The organism is Allobosea psychrotolerans, assembly GCF_002917105.1.
Classification (GTDB): Bacteria; Pseudomonadota; Alphaproteobacteria; order Rhizobiales; family Beijerinckiaceae; genus Allobosea; species Allobosea psychrotolerans.
The window spans coordinates 142,446-160,687 of the sequence record NZ_PQFZ01000001.1; the positions used below are offsets into that span (position 1 = coordinate 142,446).

General features: G+C 65.2%; 17 protein-coding genes. 6 read left to right on the plus strand and 11 right to left on the minus strand.

Annotated elements, in window-relative coordinates:
- Positions 1-65 precede the first annotated feature (65 nt).
- Complete coding sequence (locus CYD53_RS00665; protein ID WP_103716226.1) at positions 66-374, minus strand: hypothetical protein; 309 nt, start codon at positions 372-374, stop codon at positions 66-68.
- Between the two features lie 271 nt (positions 375-645).
- Here CYD53_RS00665 and flhA point away from each other — a divergent pair, with 271 nt between their 5' ends.
- From flhA to CYD53_RS00680, 3 genes are all read left to right on the plus strand, one after another.
- Positions 646-2,769: a flagellar biosynthesis protein FlhA gene (gene flhA / locus CYD53_RS00670; protein WP_103716227.1), complete on the plus strand. Its 2,124-nt coding sequence runs from the start codon at positions 646-648 to the stop codon at positions 2,767-2,769.
- Positions 2,770-2,922: 153 nt separating this feature from the next.
- Positions 2,923-3,411 carry a GNAT family N-acetyltransferase gene (locus CYD53_RS00675; RefSeq protein ID WP_103716228.1) on the plus strand — a complete coding sequence of 163 codons (489 nt, stop codon included), beginning with the start codon at positions 2,923-2,925 and terminating at the stop codon, positions 3,409-3,411.
- Entirely contained in the window at positions 3,411-4,379 is a 969-nt protein-coding gene (locus CYD53_RS00680; protein ID WP_181011656.1) for a DMT family transporter, read from the plus strand. Before CYD53_RS00675 ends, CYD53_RS00680 begins: the two co-directional genes overlap by 1 nt.
- Before the next feature lie 127 nt (positions 4,380-4,506).
- On the opposite strand, the gene CYD53_RS00685 is transcribed toward CYD53_RS00680, so the two are convergent.
- Positions 4,507-5,586, minus strand: a complete 1,080-nt coding sequence (locus CYD53_RS00685; RefSeq protein ID WP_103716230.1) for a lysylphosphatidylglycerol synthase transmembrane domain-containing protein — start codon at positions 5,584-5,586, stop codon at positions 4,507-4,509.
- Between the two features lie 414 nt (positions 5,587-6,000).
- Here CYD53_RS00685 and CYD53_RS00690 point away from each other — a divergent pair, with 414 nt between their 5' ends.
- Complete coding sequence (locus CYD53_RS00690; protein ID WP_181011657.1) at positions 6,001-6,615, plus strand: GNAT family N-acetyltransferase; 615 nt, start codon at positions 6,001-6,003, stop codon at positions 6,613-6,615.
- Positions 6,616-6,798: 183 nt separating this feature from the next.
- Here CYD53_RS00690 and fliJ read toward each other — a convergent pair whose 3' ends face one another.
- Positions 6,799-7,209, minus strand: coding sequence for a flagellar export protein FliJ (fliJ, locus tag CYD53_RS00695; RefSeq protein ID WP_103716231.1), 411 nt, complete (start codon positions 7,207-7,209; stop codon positions 6,799-6,801).
- A 238-nt stretch (positions 7,210-7,447) separates the two neighbouring features.
- Here fliJ and CYD53_RS00700 point away from each other — a divergent pair, with 238 nt between their 5' ends.
- A complete protein-coding gene (locus CYD53_RS00700; protein ID WP_181011658.1) occupies positions 7,448-8,668 on the plus strand; it encodes an MFS transporter in 1,221 nt (406 codons plus the stop codon).
- A 20-nt stretch (positions 8,669-8,688) separates the two neighbouring features.
- On the opposite strand, the gene CYD53_RS00705 is transcribed toward CYD53_RS00700, so the two are convergent.
- Both CYD53_RS00705 and fliI read right to left on the minus strand, forming a co-directional pair.
- Positions 8,689-9,042: a DUF1304 domain-containing protein gene (locus tag CYD53_RS00705; protein WP_103716233.1), complete on the minus strand. Its 354-nt coding sequence runs from the start codon at positions 9,040-9,042 to the stop codon at positions 8,689-8,691.
- 153 nt (positions 9,043-9,195) lie between these two features.
- A complete protein-coding gene (fliI, locus tag CYD53_RS00710) occupies positions 9,196-10,536 on the minus strand; it encodes a flagellar protein export ATPase FliI (RefSeq protein ID WP_103716234.1) in 1,341 nt (446 codons plus the stop codon).
- A gap of 342 nt (positions 10,537-10,878) precedes the next feature.
- Here fliI and ctrA point away from each other — a divergent pair, with 342 nt between their 5' ends.
- Positions 10,879-11,580, plus strand: coding sequence for a response regulator transcription factor CtrA (gene ctrA / locus CYD53_RS00715; protein ID WP_069692841.1), 702 nt, complete (start codon positions 10,879-10,881; stop codon positions 11,578-11,580).
- Between the two features lie 247 nt (positions 11,581-11,827).
- Here ctrA and CYD53_RS00720 read toward each other — a convergent pair whose 3' ends face one another.
- From CYD53_RS00720 to chpT, 6 genes are all read right to left on the minus strand, one after another.
- Positions 11,828-12,718, minus strand: coding sequence for a CheR family methyltransferase (locus CYD53_RS00720; RefSeq protein ID WP_103716235.1), 891 nt, complete (start codon positions 12,716-12,718; stop codon positions 11,828-11,830).
- On the minus strand, positions 12,715-13,827 hold the full coding sequence (cheB, locus tag CYD53_RS00725; RefSeq protein WP_103716236.1) for a chemotaxis-specific protein-glutamate methyltransferase CheB: 1,113 nt from the start codon (positions 13,825-13,827) through the stop codon (positions 12,715-12,717). Before cheB ends, CYD53_RS00720 begins: the two co-directional genes overlap by 4 nt.
- A gap of 76 nt (positions 13,828-13,903) precedes the next feature.
- Positions 13,904-14,269 carry a response regulator gene (locus CYD53_RS00730; RefSeq protein ID WP_043237911.1) on the minus strand — a complete coding sequence of 122 codons (366 nt, stop codon included), beginning with the start codon at positions 14,267-14,269 and terminating at the stop codon, positions 13,904-13,906.
- 31 nt (positions 14,270-14,300) lie between these two features.
- A complete protein-coding gene (locus CYD53_RS00735) occupies positions 14,301-14,816 on the minus strand; it encodes a chemotaxis protein CheW (protein WP_103716237.1) in 516 nt (171 codons plus the stop codon).
- Positions 14,813-17,434 (minus strand): hybrid sensor histidine kinase/response regulator, encoded by a 2,622-nt coding sequence (locus CYD53_RS00740; protein WP_103716238.1) that lies wholly within the window; start codon positions 17,432-17,434, stop codon positions 14,813-14,815. The genes CYD53_RS00735 and CYD53_RS00740 overlap by 4 nt, the downstream gene beginning before the upstream one ends.
- 98 nt (positions 17,435-17,532) lie before the next feature.
- Positions 17,533-18,174, minus strand: coding sequence for a histidine phosphotransferase ChpT (chpT, locus tag CYD53_RS00745; protein WP_103716239.1), 642 nt, complete (start codon positions 18,172-18,174; stop codon positions 17,533-17,535).
- Positions 18,175-18,242 lie beyond the last annotated feature (68 nt).

An 18,242-nucleotide genomic window follows, 5' to 3' on the forward strand; every position in this document is an offset into this window, starting at 1 on the left:
GAAAAAGGCGGCGCCTTGCGGACGCCGCCTCGTTAGGTCAGGGCGCCTGGGTCCGGGCGCTGACGTCAGCGCACGTAGATCGGGCGTCGGCGGATGACGCGATGCGGGCGCCGGACGATGACGCGCCGGCGCACGACGACGGGCCGGCGCACGATGACCGGGCGGCGATGACGCGGGACGAAGGGCCGGTGTGGACGATGACGCCCGACATATTGGCTGAACTCAGCCTCGGTGCTGTCGAGCGCGGTCTTGCTTGCGGGGTCGATCTCGTCGGTTGCCGGCACGGCCGGGGCAATCTCGGGCTTGCGCGAAGCGGCCTGCGCGATCGCGGTGCCGCCCAGGCTCGCGGCAGCCAGGCCGCCGAAAATGCTCATCACAAAGGAACGTCTATCCAAGTCTTCCTCCAATATCTGCGGTCTTGCAAAACCAGTTTTGTCGACCTGTGCAAAGTTACCTGGTGCAATGCGGCGACAACGCGGCAGTTCGATAACGGTCTGTTCAGGGAAAGGTTCCCGGGGCAGTTTTTTCGACCATCTTAACCACTCGTTCACCATGTACCCGGCAAGAATTGCCGGGTTATGCCTCTGTCGGGGCATATGTCCGCATGCGGACGGGTTCGCCGTGGCGACGGGAGTGGGTTGGTCGATGACCGATGTGACGGCAGGCCAGGGCGGCGGCTTCAACATGCCGAGCCGCGGCGCGATGGGGAAGCTCCTCAATCGGCCGGACCTTTTCCTGGCGATCGGCGTCATGGGCATCCTGGTGGTGCTCATCTTCCCGCTGCCGGCACTGATGCTCGATCTGTTGCTGGCACTCTCGATCATCCTGTCGGTGCTGGTCCTGATGACGGCGCTCTTCATCGAGGAGCCGCTGGAGTTCTCTGCCTTCCCGACGGTCCTGCTGATCGTCACCATGCTGCGCCTGTCGCTCAACCTCGCCTCGACGCGCCTGATCCTGGCGCATGGGCATGAGGGCAGCGCGGCCGCGGGCCACGTCATCGAAGCCTTCGGCAACTTCGTGATGAGCGGCAATTTCGTGATCGGGGTGATCGTCTTCACCATCCTGATCATCGTCAATTTCGTCGTCATCACGAAGGGTTCGGGCCGTATCGCCGAGGTCGCGGCGCGCTTCGCGCTCGACGCCATGCCGGGCAAGCAGATGGCGATCGATGCCGATCTCTCTGCCGGGCTGATCGATCAGGAGGTCGCGAAAGTCCGGCGCAAGGCGCTGGAGGACGAGGCGAACTTCTTCGGTTCGATGGACGGCGCCTCCAAGTTCGTGCGCGGCGACGCGATCGCCGGCCTGCTGATCACCTTCATCAACGTGCTCGGAGGCATCATCATCGGCGTCGCGCAGCAAGGCATGAGCTTCGGCGCCGCCGCCCACAACTACACCCAGCTTACGGTCGGCGACGGCCTTGTCAGCCAGATCCCGGCGCTGATCGTCTCGACGGCGGCTGGCCTGCTCGTCTCCAAATCGGGCGTGCGCGGCGCGGCCGACAAGGCGCTCGGCAAGCAGCTCTCAGGTTACCCCAAAGCGCTCGGCATGTCGGCGGCGGTGATGCTGCTGATCGCGATCCTGCCCGGCATCCCGATGATGCCCTTTCTCGTGCTCGCCGGCGGCTCGGGCTGGCTTGCCTATCATTTCGGCAAGCTGGCCAAGACCAAGCAGACGGAGGAAGCGGTTGCGGCGCAGGCTGCCTCGCCGCTCTCCGCCGACGGCACGCCGAAGGAGGAGACGCTCAACGACCTGCTCAAGCTCGACGAGCTCAAGATCGAGATCGGCTACGGCCTCCTGCCGCTGGTCAATGCGGCGGGGGGGCAGGACAGGCTGACGGACCAGGTCCGCGCGCTGCGGCGCCAGCTCGCGGCCGAGCTCGGCTTCGTCATGCCGGCGGTACGCATCGTCGACAACGTCCAGCTCGAGGCGAACTACTACTATATCAAGATCAAGGAGATCGATGCCGGGCACGGTATCGTCTATGCTGGCCAGTACATGGCCATGGACCCGATGGGTGGCGCGGTGAACCTGCCCGGACACAATGTCCTGGAGCCGACCTTCGGTCTGCCTGCGACCTGGATCGACGCCGCCTTGCAGGACGAGGCGCAATTGCGCGGCTTCACTGTGGTGGACGCCGCGACTGTGATCTCGACGCATCTCACCGAGGTGCTGAAATCGAACATGCCCGAGCTGCTCTCGCATGGTGAGGTGCAGAAGCTGCTGCGCGAGCTGCAGAAGGACCATGCCGACCTGCTCAAGGAGATCGTACCGAGCCAGATCTCGACCACGGGCATCCAGCGGGTGCTGCAATTGCTGCTGGCGGAACGCGTCTCGATCCGCGATCTCGCCACCATCATCGAGGGCATCGCGGAGGTTGCCGGCAGCGTCAAGAATCCGCGCGACATCGCCGAGCATGTCCGCACGCGCCTGGCCCGTCAGATCTGCGCGCAGTTCTCCAACGCCCAGGGCAACCTGCCGATCATCACCCTCTCCTCGGCCTGGGAGAGCATCTTCGCCGAATCGATCATCGGCCAGGGCGAGGATCGCCATCTCGCCATGCAGCCCTCACGGCTGCAGGAATTCGTGCGCCATGTCCGCGACAAGTTCGAGGAAGCGGCGCGCATCGGCGAGATGCCGGCGCTCGTCACCTCCGGGCTGGCGCGCCCCTTCGCGCGCCAGATCATCGAGCGCTTCCGCAGGGAGACGCCGGTGCTCTCGCAGGCCGAGATCCATCCCCGCGTCAGGCTGAAGACGGTCGGCAGCGTCTGAGACGGCTGTCGGCGACACCGGCTATCGCCTGACCCCGCTCGGGCTTGTCTCCTGGAATTCGCGTCCCGGCCGCGGGCGCCCAGCCAGCTTGACGCTCGATTGTTCACTATAATAGTATATCGTACCCTATAGTGGACGATTGAGAACGCGAGCATGAGCATCCGACCGGCCCTTGCGGCCGACCTGCCGGCGATCCTGGCGATCTACAACGCTGTGATCGCGACCTCGACCGCCGTCTACACGGAGACGCCGGCGACCCTGGTGGATCGACAGACCTGGTTCGCGATGCGGAGCGAGCAGGGCTATCCGGTGCTGGTCGCCGATGAAGCTGGCGAAGCTGTCGGCTACGCGAGCTTTGGCGATTTCCGGGCTTGGCCGGGCTATCGGCACACCGTCGAGCACAGCGTCCATATCCGCACCGACAGGCAGGGCAAGGGGCTCGGCAGGGAGCTGGTCTCGGCACTGTTCCCCTATGCGGCCCGGCTCGACAAGCATGTGATGATCGCGGGCATCGACGCGGCCAACGAAGCGTCGCTGCGGATGCATGAGCGCCTCGGCTTCACCCAGGCGGGGCGTTTCAACGAGGTCGGGCGCAAGTTTGACCGCTGGCTCGACCTCGTCTTCCTGCAGCGCTTCATATGATGGATCTGCGCAGCAGTGCCGGGGCATTCGTCGCGCCGGCCGCGACCCAGGCACGGGGCCGCGTGGCCTGGCATCGATATCTATCCCTGAATGCTTTTCTCTTCGCCGCGATGTGCCTCGCCTGGGGGCTCACCTTCCTGCCGGTCAAGATCGCCGTGGCGCATGTGCCGCCGATCTTCCTGGCGGCGGCACGCTTCAGTCTCGCCGGCCTGCTGCTGCTCGCCTGGGCCGGGCGTGACGCGTTCAAGGTTCCGGTGCAGGCATGGCTGCGGCTTGCCGGCACGGCACTGCTGGTCAACAGCTGCAATTACGCCTTGCTGTTCTGGGGCATGGCGCATGCGCCCTCGGGCCTCGCGGCGATCATCAACATGGCGACGATCCCGATCTATACCGTGCTGGCAAGCCGCGTGATCGAGGGGCAGCCCATCAGCGGGCGCCGCATCGCGGCGGTCTCTCTCGGAGCCCTCGGGCTGGGCTTCCTGTTCGCGACGCGGGCGCTGGGTGGCTTGAGCGCGGCAAAGGGCGATGGGCTGGAACTCTGGGGCCTGGCGGCGATCGCGCTGGGTACGTTCTGCCACTGCGTCGGGGCGGTGCTGAGCCGCAAGGTCGCCGGCACGATGCCCACCCTGACGCTGGCGGGCTGGCAGACCGCGATTGGCGCGCTCGGTTTGATTGTGGCCTCGCTCGCGCTCGAGCCTGTCGGCGTCGCGCATCTGCGCGCGCTTGTGCAATGGCCGACGGCACCGGCGCTCGCCTTCGTCGTCATCGTCGGCTCGCTGATCGGCTTCACCATCTTTCTGAGGCTGCTGCGCGATTGGGGCGCGTTCTATGCCGGGCTCTTCGCCTTCGTCAGCCCGGTCATTGCGGTCGGCGCCGGCGTGGTCGCGCTGGGCGAGCCCTTCGGATGGCCCGAGGCGGTCGGCGCGCTCCTGATGTTCGGCGCGGCGGCGATCGCGCTCAGGAAATAGCCCGGCCGGCCTTCGCCTAGTGCAATTTCCGAACCAATGGGATCGGAAATCGATCCAGATCTTTGTTTCAACGCGTTTTCTTTCAGGGCGAACCGGCTTCCGCTTCGCTCGAAAACGCTCAAGAGCCTCAAAGGATCGGCGGGTCGGCGCTTCGGGCCTTGGCGTCGGCCTGCGCGACCGCAACCGCCAGCTTGTGTTTCTTGAGCTGGGAACGCTCGAAGGCGAGCACCACCGGCAGCGACACGACCAGCGGGAGAATGAGGTAGAACAGACGCCAGATCAGCAGTGCGGCGAAGACGGCGGGTGCCGGCACGCCCGGCATCACGGCGAGGAAAACCGCCTCCATCACGCCGACGCCGCCCGGCACCTGGCTCAGCAGCCCGGCCGAGAAGGACAGCAGGAAGGCGCCCAGCACGATCATGAAGCCCGGGTTGCCCTGCTCGGGCAGGGCGAAATAGATGATGCCGGCCGCACCGGCGAGCTCCAGAGGCGCCGCCAGATATTGGCGCGCGACGATCGGCAGGCGCGGATAGATCAATTCGAACTTGCCGATCTTGAACGGCTTGAACTTCAGCCAGGAGCCGATCGTGTAGAGCACGACGAAGCCGAGCATGCCGAAGCCGATCAATCGTGCCGTCTGATCGCCGATCGCAAAGCGCGTCGAGAGCTGCGTCAGGGGGCGCAGGATTTCGGGTTCGATCACCAGGACGAGCCCGAGCAGCAGGATCGTGCCGAACGCGAAGGTGAAGGAGCACAGCGCCACCAGCACCGCGACATCGGCGGCCGTCAGCCCCTTGGCCGTATAGGCGCGGAACCGCACCATGCCGCCGGAGAAGACCGACGCGCCGATATTGTGGGACAGCGCATAGGTGACGAAGGAGCACAGCGAGATATAGGGCCAGGAGATGCCCTTCTCCTTGCCGATATGGATGAGCGCGATGCGATCGTACCAAGCCAGCGCGGCATAGGCGACGAGGGTGGCGAGCGCGGCATGCAGGAAGGCGTCGGGCGAGATCAGGCCGATCTTCTGGCCGATGCGGATCGCGACGATCTTGATGTTGTCCCAGAGGCTGCCTTGCTCCAGCAGGGCCTGGATCGCGGCGTCGGTGCCGGCCTCGGTCTTGAGCTTCTCCCAGAGCAGGTCGACCGACCAGACGACCGCGAGAAGCCCGATGATCGGCCAGAGATAGTCGAGATACTTTTTCATTGGACCCGCGGCTGCGAGGAGACGAAAAGCCATAGATGCGCCATGGCTCGCACATGCGGGAAACGCGCGAGCCGGAGGCTTGCATCTTCTCTGCCAGCCGTCGCGCGCCAGGGCAAGCGGCGCTTGGCTGGATGCCCCTTTGGGAGCGGACTGGGCACTAGAGCCGGATGATTTCAGATGGAATCACGAAGCGATCCCATCTGAAATCTGAATCCGTCTCTCATCAAGGAGTTAGAGCAGGATCAATGCGAAAAAACCGGTTCCCACTTTTTCGCATCCTGCTCTTGCGGCCGGCTCATGTGCTGATCACGGGGACGGCTCTTGTGTCACGGGCGAAATCCCCCGACCCTGCCGCCGCGATCATGTCATGATCGTGGCATTGTCCGTCCCACCTTGTCGCATCAAGAAGCCAGCATGTCCGAAAGCCTTTCCATCAGCCTGACCGGCATTACCGATCTGCCGCCGGGCAAGATCGCCGCCATCGTCACCTCGCTCGAAATGTTCGAGGCACCGCCGCTACGCTCCGACCCGCCCGGCATGGAGGGGTTCGCACTCGATCCGATCGGGCGCGAGGATGTCGCCCGCTATCTCGCGATCTACCGCGCGCTGGGCGAGCGCTGGATGTGGTTCAGCCGGCTGGTCAAGCCGGTGGCGGAGCTCCAGGCGATCCTGGCCGATCCGGGCGTGGAGTTTTTCGCCGTCCGGCATGATGGCCGCGATGTCGGCTTGCTCGAACTGGATTTCCGCGTGTCCGGCGAAGGTGAGCTTGCCTTTTTCGGCCTCGATGAGAGCGTGATCGGGCGCGGCGCGGGACGCTGGCTGATGAACCGGGCCCTCGCCAAGGCCTGGGCAAAGCCGATCGGCCGTTTCTGGGTGCACACCTGCACGCTGGACCACCAGGGTGCGCCGGAGTTCTATCAGCGCTCCGGCTTTACCGTGTTCAAGCGCAGCGTCGAGGTCGATGACGATCCGCGGCTGCACGGCCATATGCGGCGCGATAGCGTGCCGCATCATCCCGTCATCGCCTGAAACGAACGAAGCCCTCATCCCGGCGAAAGCGAGCCATGCTCACCTCTCGCTGGAATGAGGGCTGATCGCTGCGGGCCTCGCTTAGAGCGCTTTCGAGCGAAGTGGCTGCCGGGCTGCGTGAAGAGAACGCGCTAAAACAAAGATCGAAAGCAATTGAACGATCCAATCGGATCGGAAGTTGCGCTAGGCGCCGGCGCGGGCGCGCAGTCCAATCGAGTCCATCACCGCCTGGTCGCGGGCGGCCTCGGCGGCGCGCTCCGTGGCGCGTTCGCGATCGTCGAGAATCTCGACTTTCTTCATATCCTCGAAGGCTTCCTGCAATTCGGCCTTGGCCTCGTCGAGCTGACCCTTCAGATTGTCGGCCGACTGACGCAGGTTGTCGCGACGGCCGAGAGCCGCTTTGGCATAGGTCGGGTAGGCGAAATGCGCGGGATCGGAAATTCCGGCCCGGGTTTCTTCGCTCTGGATCTCGCGATCCAGATCGGTCGCCATCCGATGAAACTCGGCGATCATCATCTCAATCTGGCTAACCCGGCGACGCTTTTCGTCCACCTGGAAGCGTTTGAGACGCAAAAGGGTCTCTCGCGACTTCATGTTGTGTCCAACTCCTGATTACGCTTGGTCGCGCGCCGACCCCTCGACACGCAACCGGAACTCCATCCGCGAGACAAAAAGCACAATGGGGCAAGGAGGTTGACCGTTCCTTACCGAAATCGGTTGCTTTGCGCGCATGTTGAGACCGCGTCGCGGCCTCTGCCGCTCCTGACAGGCTTCAGCTAAGGCTTCCGCGACAGAGTGGGGCACTGTTCCCGCCATCGACGGAAACGCCTTCTTGCCCGCCCCTTTCCTGTCTGCCCCCTCGCGCCTGTCCAAGCATACACCGCTGCTCTGCGGCCTGGCGCTGACCCGCATCATCGGCTGGGGGTCGACCTATTACGCACCGTCCGTGCTGGCGGGCTATCTCGATCGCGAAATGGGGCTCGGGCCCGAACTCGTCTTCAGCGGCATCACCATCCTGTTGCTCACCGGGGCGTTCGCGGCGCCGGCCCTGGGCAAGCATCTCGACGTGCATGGCACGCGCCGCTCGATGTGCGTCGGCGCGGTGATCTGCGGGCTCGGCCTGGCGACGCTGGCCCTGGCGCAGGGGCCGGTCAGCTATCTCGCGAGCTGGTTCGTCATCGGCATCGGCCATGCGATGACGCTGGCCAATGTCGGCAACGTCACCGTGGCCCAGGTCATGGGCGAGCGCACGCGCCGGGCGCTCGGGCTGATGATGCTGGTGACCGGGTTCTCCTCGAGCGTGTTCTGGCCGCTCGCCGCCTTCCTGTCGCAGGCCTATGGCTGGCGCGTCGCCTGGCTGATCTTCGCGGCCATGCAGATCGTCATCGTGCTGCCGATCCATTTCGCCATCCCGGCCTATCATCGCTCGCCGGCCGTGGAGGCGGTGGCTGAACCGGCGAAGACGGTCGATGCGGGCAGCGCTCCCCATGCGCAGCGCCGCGGCATCTTCTGGTTGCTCGCCCTGATCTTTTCCGCCAGCGGGCTCGTCTCCTGGGGCTTGCCCCTGAATCTCATCGCCCTGTTGCAAAGCTCGGGGCTGAGCCAGGCGAGCGCGGTCGGCATCGCCTCCCTGGGTGGTCCGGCGACGCTTTTGGCGCGCCTGGTCGATGCGGTCGCGGGCGAGCGTTTCCCGGTCGAGCGCGTGGCGTTGGGCGGGCTCGCGCTGGGGCCGCTCGCCTGCCTGATCATGGTGTTCGCGCCGGGCTCAGCGATGACCGCCATTACCTTCGTCGTCTGCTTCAGCGCCGCGATGGGAGTGATCTCGGTCGCGCGGGCCACGCTGCCGCTGGCGCTCTTCGGCCGCCAGGGGTTCGGCGCGATGCTGGGCAAGCTCGCGGTGCCGCAGAACATCGCCTTCGCCGTGGCGCCCCTGCTGTTTGCGGTGATGATCGAGAGCATGGGCAACCGCGCCACGCTGGTCGCCTCGGCGGCGATCCAGCTCGTCGGCTTCCTGGCGATGCTGCGGCTGGTGCGCCTTATGCGACGTGCCTAGCTAGACGTTCCGGGCACGCTTCAGATCCTGATCAGCAGCGCCAGCAGGGCCAGGGCGGCGGGGGCGGCCTGAATGTAGAGGATCTTGCGGCTCGCCGTGGCCGCCCCATAGACGCCCGCGACGATGACGCAGGTGAGGAAGAAGGTTTTGAGCGCGAAACCCGCCTCGCCGAGCCACAGGCCCCAGACCAGTCCCGCGACCAGGAAACCATTGTAGAGGCCCTGATTGGCGGCGAGCGTCTTGCTTTGACTCGAGAACTCCGCCGTGGTGCCGAATGCCTTGCGGCCGCGCGGGGTGTCCCACCACAGCATTTCCAGCAAGACGATATAGGCGTGAATCAGCGCGACGACGCAGATCAGGATGGTCGCTGTCATCGGGCTTGCTCCAGTCATGCTAGGTTCGGCGGCAGGCGGCAATGAACGTCCATTCGCGCAGATTCAGCAAGCGGCCAGCCAGGTCCTCCCCAGACTCCATAGCGACCTCGAAAGCTGCGCGCGCTCGTCGCAGGCACGGCCGTCGCCCGCGCCTCAACCGTTCATGATCGCCGACAGCATGGCGTAGCATTCGGGCAGGGAGGTCGCTTCGTCCTTGGCCTGCTTGAGGAAGCCTTCCAGCGTCGGGTTGAGGCGGATCGCCTCGTCGACTTCGGCCGATGCGCCCTGGCGGTAGGCGCCGAGCCGAATCAGCTCCTCCATGTCGGCATAGGTCGCGAGAGTCGCGCGCGCTTTCTGCACCACCGGATAGAAAGCCGGGTCGCAGGAGCGCGGCATGGTGCGCGAGACCGATTTCAGGATGTTGATCGCCGGATAGCGCCCGCGCTCGGCGATCGAGCGCTCCATCACGATATGGCCGTCGAGGATGCCGCGCACCGCATCCGCCACCGGCTCGTCATGGTCGCCGCCATCGACGAGCACTGTGAACAGGCCGGTGATGGCGCCGTCCCCGATGCCCGGCCCGGCACGCTCGAGCAGGCGTGGCAGTTCGGCGAAGACGGTTGGCGTATAACCCTTGGTCGTGGGCGGTTCTCCCGCAGCGAGGCCGATCTCGCGCATCGCCATGGCGAAGCGCGTGACCGAATCCATCAGGCACATCACCTGCTTGCCCTGATCGCGGAAATACTCGGCGAGCGTCAGCGTGGTCATGGCCGCCTGCTTGCGCATCAAGGCGGGCTCGTCCGAGGTCGCGACGACCACGACAGAGCGCGCGAGACCGGTGGGGCCGAGATCGTCCTGCAGGAATTCCTGCACTTCGCGGCCGCGTTCGCCGACGAGCCCGATGATGTTGACGTCGGCCTTGGCGTAGCGCGCCAGCATCGAGAGCAGCACCGACTTGCCGACGCCCGAGCCGGCGAAGATGCCCATGCGCTGGCCGAGACAGCAGGTCAGGAAGGCGTTGAGCGCCCGCACGCCGAGATCGAGCGGCTTGCCGACGCGGCGCCTGGAGTGAGCTGGCGGTGGATCGTTGCGGAAGGTGCAGAGCTTTTCGCCCTCGGGCAAAGGCGGGCCGCCATCGACAGGGCGGCCAAGCGCATCGACGACGCGACCGAGCCAGGCGGAGGTTGGTTTGATGCCGGGCTGCGCCTTGTCGACATAGGCGGGACAGCCGCGGCGCACGCCGTCGAGCCCGCCATAGGGCATCACCAGCGCCTTCTCTCCGGAGAATCCGATGACCTCGCAGGGCACGCGGATACCCGGCGCGATCTCGATCTGGACGCGGCCGCCCAGGCTCATCGCGCCGATCGGTCCCGAAATCTCGACGAGCAATCCCCGGACCGCGGTGACACGGCCGTAAACCGTGACGCTGTCGAGGCCGCCAATGACGGCAGCGAGGTTGGAAAGCCGGTCTGGGCCGCGCGAGGCGCTGTTCATAACTGCTTCCGTCAACCTTTCATTTACCTGTGTGATTAACACTGTGTTTCGAGGCTGCGTCGTTTCGCAGGGCCTTTCAGCCCTGTTCCACGACGCTGGTCTCCGCGAAAGGCGATTTCGCGGGTGAAGGCTTCACGATCCGTGTCAAATTCGACTCACCTCGACAAGGATCGTTCACTTTCTCCCAAGAAGCGCTTGCGCTCGGGAATCACGGTTTGTTAACCATTTCTCCGTAGCGTGTCGCGTGGCGTTTCATCGGGCAAGCACGTCATCGTCCTGAGCCGCGGGGGCCCGGATGAGAAGAACGATCAGCTTGCCTGCGGGCGGAATTGGGGACGTGACATGCGGGTTCTGCTGATCGAGGACGATAGCGCAACCGCTCAAAGCATCGAGTTGATGCTCAAATCGGAGAGCTTCAACGTCTACACCACCGATCTCGGTGAGGAAGGCGTCGATCTCGGCAAACTCTACGACTACGACATCATCCTGCTCGACCTGAACCTGCCCGACATGTCGGGATACGAGGTTCTGCGCTCTTTGCGTGTCGCCAAGGTGAAGACGCCCATCCTGATTCTGTCCGGCCTCGCCGGCATCGAGGACAAGGTGAAGGGTCTCGGCTTCGGCGCCGACGACTATCTGACCAAGCCCTTCCACAAGGATGAGCTCGTCGCCCGGATCCACGCCATCGTGCGGCGCTCGAAGGGCCATGCCCAGTCGGTCATCACGACGGGCGACCTCGTGGTCAATCTCGACACCAAGACCGTGGAAGTCGACGCCGCGCGCGTCCACCTCACCGGCAAGGAATACCAGATGCTGGAGCTGCTCTCGCTCCGCAAGGGCACGACGCTGACCAAGGAGATGTTCCTGAACCATCTCTATGGCGGCATGGACGAGCCCGAACTCAAGATCATCGACGTGTTTATCTGCAAGCTGCGCAAGAAGCTCGCCAATGCGTCGGACGGCAAGAACTACATCGAGACCGTCTGGGGCCGCGGCTATGTGCTGCGCGAGCCGATGGACGTCGAGGAGCGTATCCCGGCCTGAAATGCGCTAGCCCGTTCCGCTCGTCATTGGGCGGTCATGAACGGATGTCAGAACGCCCTTGGCCTGATCGTCGGATGTACACGACAGGTCGACGGGGACCCCGCCGAGAGGCGGGGTTTTTGTTTGGGCGAACCCCGGTTTTCGTCGGGAACTGCGCGGCGATTCTAAAAGCTCAGAGCATTGCTCGGGCGAAGAAACCGGTTCCCACTTTTTCGCATCCGGCTTTTGCGCACCGACGAGAGTAGTCTCAACCGCGGACGCTGCTCAGCGTTGGCGTCCTCGTCCGGTCGAAGGGCAGGCCGAGGCCGGCGCTTTGCGCATTGCTCGAGCGGCTTTCGCGATAAAGACCGCGATGGCTCTTGTCGGGCACGATGGTCGTGGTGATGCCGATGACGGTTTCGGCGGCGCCGAGCACGAAGACGCCGTCCGCCGTCAGGCGCTGGGCAAGCGCCGCCATCACCTTGGCCTTGGTTGGTACGTCGAAATAGATCAGCACGTTGCGGCAGAAGATGATGTCGAATTGCCCGAAATGGCTGTTCGGCAGCAGCAGATTATGGGGTTTCAATTCGACCATGGCGCGGATGCGCTCGGACACCTGCCATTTGTCGCCATCCTGCCGGAAATGCCGCAGCAGCATCTGGATCGGCAGGCCGCGTTGCACTTCGAACTGGCTATAGATGCCGGCCCGCGCCTTCTCCAGCACCTCCGAAGAGATGTCCGTGCCGAGAATCTCGACCTTCCAGCCAACGAGCCGTGCGGCCATCTCGTCGAGGATCATGGCAAGCGAATAGGCCTCCTGGCCGGTGGAGACCGCCGCGCACCAGATGCGCAGCGTCCGGCTGGCCGCGTTGGCGGTGAGCTTTTCCGGCAGGATCACGTCACGGAACAGGTCGAATGGCGTCCGGTCTCGAAAGAACAGGGTTTCGTTGGTCGTCATCGCCTCGATGACGGCGTTCTCGAGCAAGAGATCGGTGCCCGGGCGCAGCGCCTGCACGAGCGTGCTCAAGCCGTCGATGCCGCGGCGACGACAGAGCATGCCGAGGCGGCTCTCGGCGAGATAGCGCTTGTCCTGACTCAATGAGAGACCGGAGCGCTGATGCAGCAGGGCGCGCAGGAAATCGAAATCCGCCTCGGTCATGAGGGTCTGCCCCCACGCACCAGGTCGCGGATCGCGTTGCCGATGCCGTCGAGCGGGATCACGGCACTGGCATGCCGCGCCCGCACCACGGAGCCCGGCATGCCCCAGATCGTGCTCGACAATTCGTCCTGGGCGATGACGGCAGCGCCGGCCCGTCGCAATGCGCCGGCTCCCTCCGTTCCGTCGCTGCCCATGCCGGTAAGGATGAGGCCGAGCGCCGCGGAACCGAGATGGCGGGCGCCCTCGGTGAAGAGAACGTCCACGGCGGGCCGGCAGAAGCGTACCGGCGGCGCATCGCTGATACTGGCGACGAGATGGCCGAGCTTGCGGTCGATGCCGAGATGCCGGCCTCCGGGCGCGACGTAGATCGTTCCGCGCGAGAGGCGCTCGCCGTCATAGGGTTCGCGCGCCGGCATGCCGATCTGCGCGCTGACCTGCTCGGCGAAGGAGGCAGTGAAGAGCGGCGGCATATGCTGGACGACCAGGGTCGTCAGGTCATTCAACGCATCGCCGATATCGGAGAGGACCTTGGCGACGGCGCGGGGGCCTCCGGTGGAGGCGCCGATCATCAGATAGCGCGGCATCACCGAGACGAGATTGCGCAGGTTCACCGGCCCGACTGGGGCGAAATCGAGGTCGATCTCCGGCGGCAGCGCTCCCGCGCGGGCCGAGGACTGGGCGATGTTGCCGAGCTTGAGCAGGAATTCGCTGCGGAAGTCGAGCGACAGCGTCATGCCGCTACGGCTGTCCGGCTTGGAGAGCACATCCATCGCGCCCTTGGTCATGCATTCCAGCGCGATGCGGGCGTTGCGCTCGGTCAGCGTGGTGGCTAGCAATACGCCGGTATGGGGGCTTTCCCTGAGGATCTGGGGCAGGGCTTCGGCTCCGCCGAGGCCGGGCATGTCGAGGTCGAGCACCATCACGTCCGGGTGGAAGCGCCCGGCATGGGCCACCGCCGTTTCGCCGTCGCCAGCGACGGCGACGACATGGAACTGCCCGCTCTCGCCGAGCCAGCGCGCGAAGAGGCCGCGCACGACGACGGAATCATCGGCGATCACGACCGTCTTGGGTCGCTGCGCCGCTGCTCTCGCTGGTGAGAGGCTCGTCATGTGTCGCGCCTCCGGCGGACTTGTCACAGGTCGTAGAGGCACCAGGCAGCGGCGAGGGAACGCGCCGCGCTATGACTCACAACAGGCCAACTTGATGGAATTTTGAGGCGACGATTTCCTTGTCGAAGGGCTTCATGATGTATTCGTCGGCGCCGGCATGCATGGCCCGTGCGATATGGGCGATGTCGTTCTCGGTCGTGCAGAACACGACCTTGGGCCGTTTGCCCCCCGGCATCTGCCGCAAGGTGCGCAGAAAATCATAGCCGTCCATGATCGGCATGTTCCAGTCGAGCAGGACGGCGTCCGGCATCTCGCCCTTGCAGGCGTCGATCGCGCGCGCGCCATCCTCCGCCTCGGCGATGCGGAACTGCAGGCCTTCCAGAATACGGCGGGCGACTTTGCGGATCACGGCGGAGTCGTCGACGACAAGACAATATTTCATGGTTTTTCTCCAGAAATCGTAGGGCGGCGCCTCAGGCGGCCACCGGCAAATCAAGTTTCAGGACGGCATCGACATCGAGGACGACGAGCAGACGCTCGTCGAGACGATGCACGCCGGCCGCAAGCGCGGCCCAACTGGCATCGAGATGCACGGGAACGGGTTCGAAGGTCGACTGGTCGAGGCGCATCACCTCTCCGACCGCATCGACGATGAGCGCATAGGCCTCGCCGCCGAGGTCGATGCCGACCGCGACGAGTTCGCAGGCTTCGTCACTGTGCGTGGTGGCTGCGACCGGGTGGCCGAGACGCCGGCGCAGGCAAATGGCGGTCACGACACGCCCGCGCAGGTTCAGCAGGCCGACGATCTCGGAGGGCGCGCGCGGGACGGTCGTGATGTGGTTGGCGATGAAGACATCGTGGACGCGGCCGATCGGCAGCCCGAGCAGCTGCTCGCCGACCGTGACGGTGACATAGTCGAGTGATTCGCCGAAAGCTGCAGCCGCCGAGGCGGCGCCGGGTGCGGGCGCATTGGCTTCATGCTTGCTCATGCGGCCTGCCTCATGCCGGATTTGCGTTCCGCCAGCTCGCTCAGCAAGGCGCGGCGATCGAATTTGGCGATGACTTCGTCGAGCCGCACCTGTGCTGCGCGCATATGCAATTCCGGGGTGGCGAGCGAGGTCAGGCCGAGGATCCGGAGGCTATCGCCGCTTGCGGAGGCGCGCAGCGCCGCGGCGAAGGTGAAGGCGGCGTCCGGGGTGCGGTCGAGATCGATCAGCACGCAGGTCATCGCCTCATGCGCGGCCAGCCGCGTCGCGGTCTCGAAATCGGAGGCGAAGGCGATCTGCCGCCCCGAGGCTTTCAACACAGGGCCCAACATCTCGCGCAGGAAGTCGGAGGGCTCGACCAGCAGGATTTGCGCGGCATCGATCGGCCGTGCGTCGGAGCGGCGGCCGCTTAGCCAGCCCGGGTCGTCCTTCGGCAGGTAGTGGGCGAGGTCGAGGATGTCGGTGGCGCGGCCGCGAATGACGGCCGAGCCGATCACGCCGCGGTCGCTCATCGAGGCGATCTCGACATCGAGCACTTCATCGACGATGTCGACGATGGCATCGACCGCGAGCCCGAGGATCAGTTCGCCGTCGGAGATGATCACGAGCGGCTGCAGCCCTTCCGTGCGGATCGCGGCCTCGCCGACCGGAATGATCGGCATCAGCCGGTCGCGATAATGCAGCAGAACGCGACCGCCGCTGTGCTGGAATTCGCCGGCGTCGACCTCTTCGAGCCGGGTCACCAGCGAGAGCGGCACCGCCTTGACGCCTTCGAGCCCGGCGCGGAACACCAGCATCGTCGTCTTCTCGGCAGCCGGCGGCTGGGCTTGCGCCGGCGTCTCGACACGCAGCGCATCGACGGTCGCAGCCGCGCCGACAAGCCGGGCGATGCCGTTGGGATCGACGATCAGCACCACTGCGCCATCGCCGAGGATCGTGTTGCCGGAGAACAGCGGGATATGCCGCAGTTTCGTCGACATCGGTTTGACGACGATTTCCTCGGTGTGGAAGACACCGTCGACCAGGATTCCGAACTGGCGCTCGCCGATCTGCGTCACCACGATGAAGCCGTCATCGGTCGGCGCGCCGGCTGCCCCCATCAGGGCGGACAGGGCGATGATCGGCAGCAGGCGGTCGCGCAGGCGCAGCACCGGCGCCCCGTTGATCTGTTCGACGCGATGGTCCGCGCCCGCCTTCACCCGGACGAGCTCGCGCACCACGATCTGCGGAATGGCGAAGCGCTGCTTGCCGGCCACGACGATGAGGGCGGAGACGATTGCCAGCGTCAGCGGGATCTTGATGGTAATGGTGGTGCCGACGCCGGGCGTGCTGGCGATGTCGATGATGCCGCCGATGGCGTCGACATTGACCTTGACGACATCCATGCCGACGCCGCGGCCCGAGACCGCTGTCACGCTTTCCGCGGTCGAGAAGCCGGGGTGAAAGATGAAGCGGCTGATCTGCGCGTCGCTCATGCGCTCGAGCTCGGCCTCCTGGGCGAGACACTGCTGCAGGGCCTTGCGCCGGATGCGGGCGATGTCGAGGCCGCGCCCGTCATCGGAGACCGCGATCGTCACCGAGCCGCCTTCGTGATAGGCGGCGAGACGGATGGTGCCGTGTTCGGGCTTGCCAGCCGCGAGCCGCTCTTCCCGTGACTCGATGGCATGGTCGGCGCAGTTGCGGACCATATGAGTGAGCGGATCCTTGATCAGGTCGAGGATCTGGCGGTCGAGCTCGGTGTCTGTGCCCTCCATCACCAGTTCGATGCGCTTGCCGAGTTCGGCGCCGAGATCGCGTACGATGCGCGGCAGCTTCGACCAGGCGTTGCCGATCGGCTGCATGCGCGTCTTCATGACGCCGTCCTGCAGCTCCGCCGTGATCAGCGAGAGCCGCTGCAGCGGCGCCTTGAGGCCGACATCCTCCTGCTTGCGGGATATCTCCAGAAGCTGGTTGCGGGTCAAAACGAGCTCCGACACCATCGTCATCAGATGCTCTATGGTGTCGACGCTGACGCGCAGCGTCGCGGAGCCGCCGGGCCTGACCTCGCGTGGCGCTGCCTCGTCCGCCGCCTTCGCCGTGGCTGGCGCTTCGATGCGTCCGTTCGGACCGCGCTCCGGCCCTGGCGCACTGCGGAAGACGAGATCAAGCTCGTCCTCGCTCAGAGGCGAGCCATGACGGGTGAGATAAGCGGCGACGGGGTCGCTCGGCTCGCCGTTCTCCGGCAGCCGATGCGATAATTCGGCTTTTGCCTGGTCGGCCAGAGCCAAGAGTTCGGTGATCAGCACCTCGTCATTGCCGACGGGCTCCTGGCCTTTCTCGGCGAGCTCGGCGAGAATCTCCTTGATGCAGTCGATGGTTTCGAGAATGGCGGTGACGGCGATCGCGCTGACTGTGGCCCCATCCCGGAACTGGCCGATCACCGATTCGGCCGCATGAGTCAGCGCTTCCAGCCGGGGCAGGCCGATGAAGCCGCAGGTGCCTTTCACCGTATGCACCAGCCGGAAGATATTGCGCAGGATCTCGCGGTTGTTCGGCTCCTGCTCAAAGCGTACGAGTTCCCGATCGACCGTGTCGATGTTCTCGCCGGTCTCGCTCAGGAACTCTTGCAGCAGATCATCCATGCCGAAGACCATCACCCACGCAACAATACCGGGCGATCTAAGCAGCAGAAGGGTTTATGATCGGTTTCGATTGGACCCGCAGTGCAATGATTCGGCGCTCAATCAGCCTTTTGCGCGGTAATGCTGACCGTGTCGGCCTCGATGGCGAAGCTGATCGTCATGCCGGCGGCGCGGGCGACCATGCCGGTATAGAGCGGCTGGACGGCATGGGCGTCGATCGTGCCGGTCTCGGAATGGCCCGCGATCAGATCCTCGACATGGTTGGGAATGCGCGCATGCGAGCCCGTGGCGGTGATGACGAAGCGGCCCTGCTCGCCGTCGATCGTGGCGCGGGAGACCAGTTTGCCGCCGCGCGGCACCGCATGGGTCGCCAGAATGAGCAGGTTGAGGAGCAGCTTGACCTGGTTCTTCGGCAGCAAGGCGCGTGGCGCCTCCCAGTCGAGCGAGAGCTTGTCGTCGTTGAGGAAGCCGTTGGCGACATTGCCGGCATCGCCGAGGTCGATCATCGCGCCGGCGGAACCGGCCGCTCCAAAGGCGAGGCGGGCGAATTGCAAGCGCGCCGAGGCGCTGCGCGCGCTCTTCTTGATCAAGTCCAGCGCGAAATCACGCATGGAGGGATCGTCTTCCTCCAAGACCTCCAGCGCGTTGACAATGGCGCCGACCGGGCTGATCACGTCATGGCAGACGCGGCTGCAGAGGAGCGCGGCCAGGTCTAGCGGCTCGAGCGAGATGGCGGTCATGGCTTGGTGTCCTGCGATCGACGGTGCGGAGCGCGCGGTGTAAGGCGGCGCCATTCGTACAAAGATAT

Bases quoted from the DNA above. Each gene is read 5' to 3' on its own strand.
- CYD53_RS00675 (WP_103716228.1), top strand. From the start codon at position 2,923: ATGAGCATCCGACCGGCCCTTGCGGCCGACCTGCCGGCGATCCTGGCG.
- CYD53_RS00730 (WP_043237911.1), bottom strand. From the start codon at position 14,269: ATGAAATATTGTCTTGTCGTCGACGACTCCGCCGTGATCCGCAAAGTC.
- cheB (WP_103716236.1), bottom strand. From the start codon at position 13,827: ATGACGAGCCTCTCACCAGCGAGAGCAGCGGCGCAGCGACCCAAGACG.
- CYD53_RS00680 (WP_181011656.1), top strand. From the start codon at position 3,411: ATGGATCTGCGCAGCAGTGCCGGGGCATTCGTCGCGCCGGCCGCGACC.
- CYD53_RS00705 (WP_103716233.1), bottom strand. From the start codon at position 9,042: ATGACAGCGACCATCCTGATCTGCGTCGTCGCGCTGATTCACGCCTAT.
- CYD53_RS00685 (WP_103716230.1), bottom strand. From the start codon at position 5,586: ATGAAAAAGTATCTCGACTATCTCTGGCCGATCATCGGGCTTCTCGCG.
- fliJ (WP_103716231.1), bottom strand. From the start codon at position 7,209: ATGAAGTCGCGAGAGACCCTTTTGCGTCTCAAACGCTTCCAGGTGGAC.
- CYD53_RS00690 (WP_181011657.1), top strand. From the start codon at position 6,001: ATGTCCGAAAGCCTTTCCATCAGCCTGACCGGCATTACCGATCTGCCG.
- ctrA (WP_069692841.1), top strand. From the start codon at position 10,879: ATGCGGGTTCTGCTGATCGAGGACGATAGCGCAACCGCTCAAAGCATC.
- CYD53_RS00665 (WP_103716226.1), bottom strand. From the start codon at position 374: ATGAGCATTTTCGGCGGCCTGGCTGCCGCGAGCCTGGGCGGCACCGCG.
- chpT (WP_103716239.1), bottom strand. From the start codon at position 18,174: ATGACCGCCATCTCGCTCGAGCCGCTAGACCTGGCCGCGCTCCTCTGC.
- CYD53_RS00735 (WP_103716237.1), bottom strand. From the start codon at position 14,816: ATGAGCAAGCATGAAGCCAATGCGCCCGCACCCGGCGCCGCCTCGGCG.
- fliI (WP_103716234.1), bottom strand. From the start codon at position 10,536: ATGAACAGCGCCTCGCGCGGCCCAGACCGGCTTTCCAACCTCGCTGCC.
- flhA (WP_103716227.1), top strand. From the start codon at position 646: ATGACCGATGTGACGGCAGGCCAGGGCGGCGGCTTCAACATGCCGAGC.
- CYD53_RS00740 (WP_103716238.1), bottom strand. From the start codon at position 17,434: ATGGATGATCTGCTGCAAGAGTTCCTGAGCGAGACCGGCGAGAACATC.
- CYD53_RS00720 (WP_103716235.1), bottom strand. From the start codon at position 12,718: ATGACCGAGGCGGATTTCGATTTCCTGCGCGCCCTGCTGCATCAGCGC.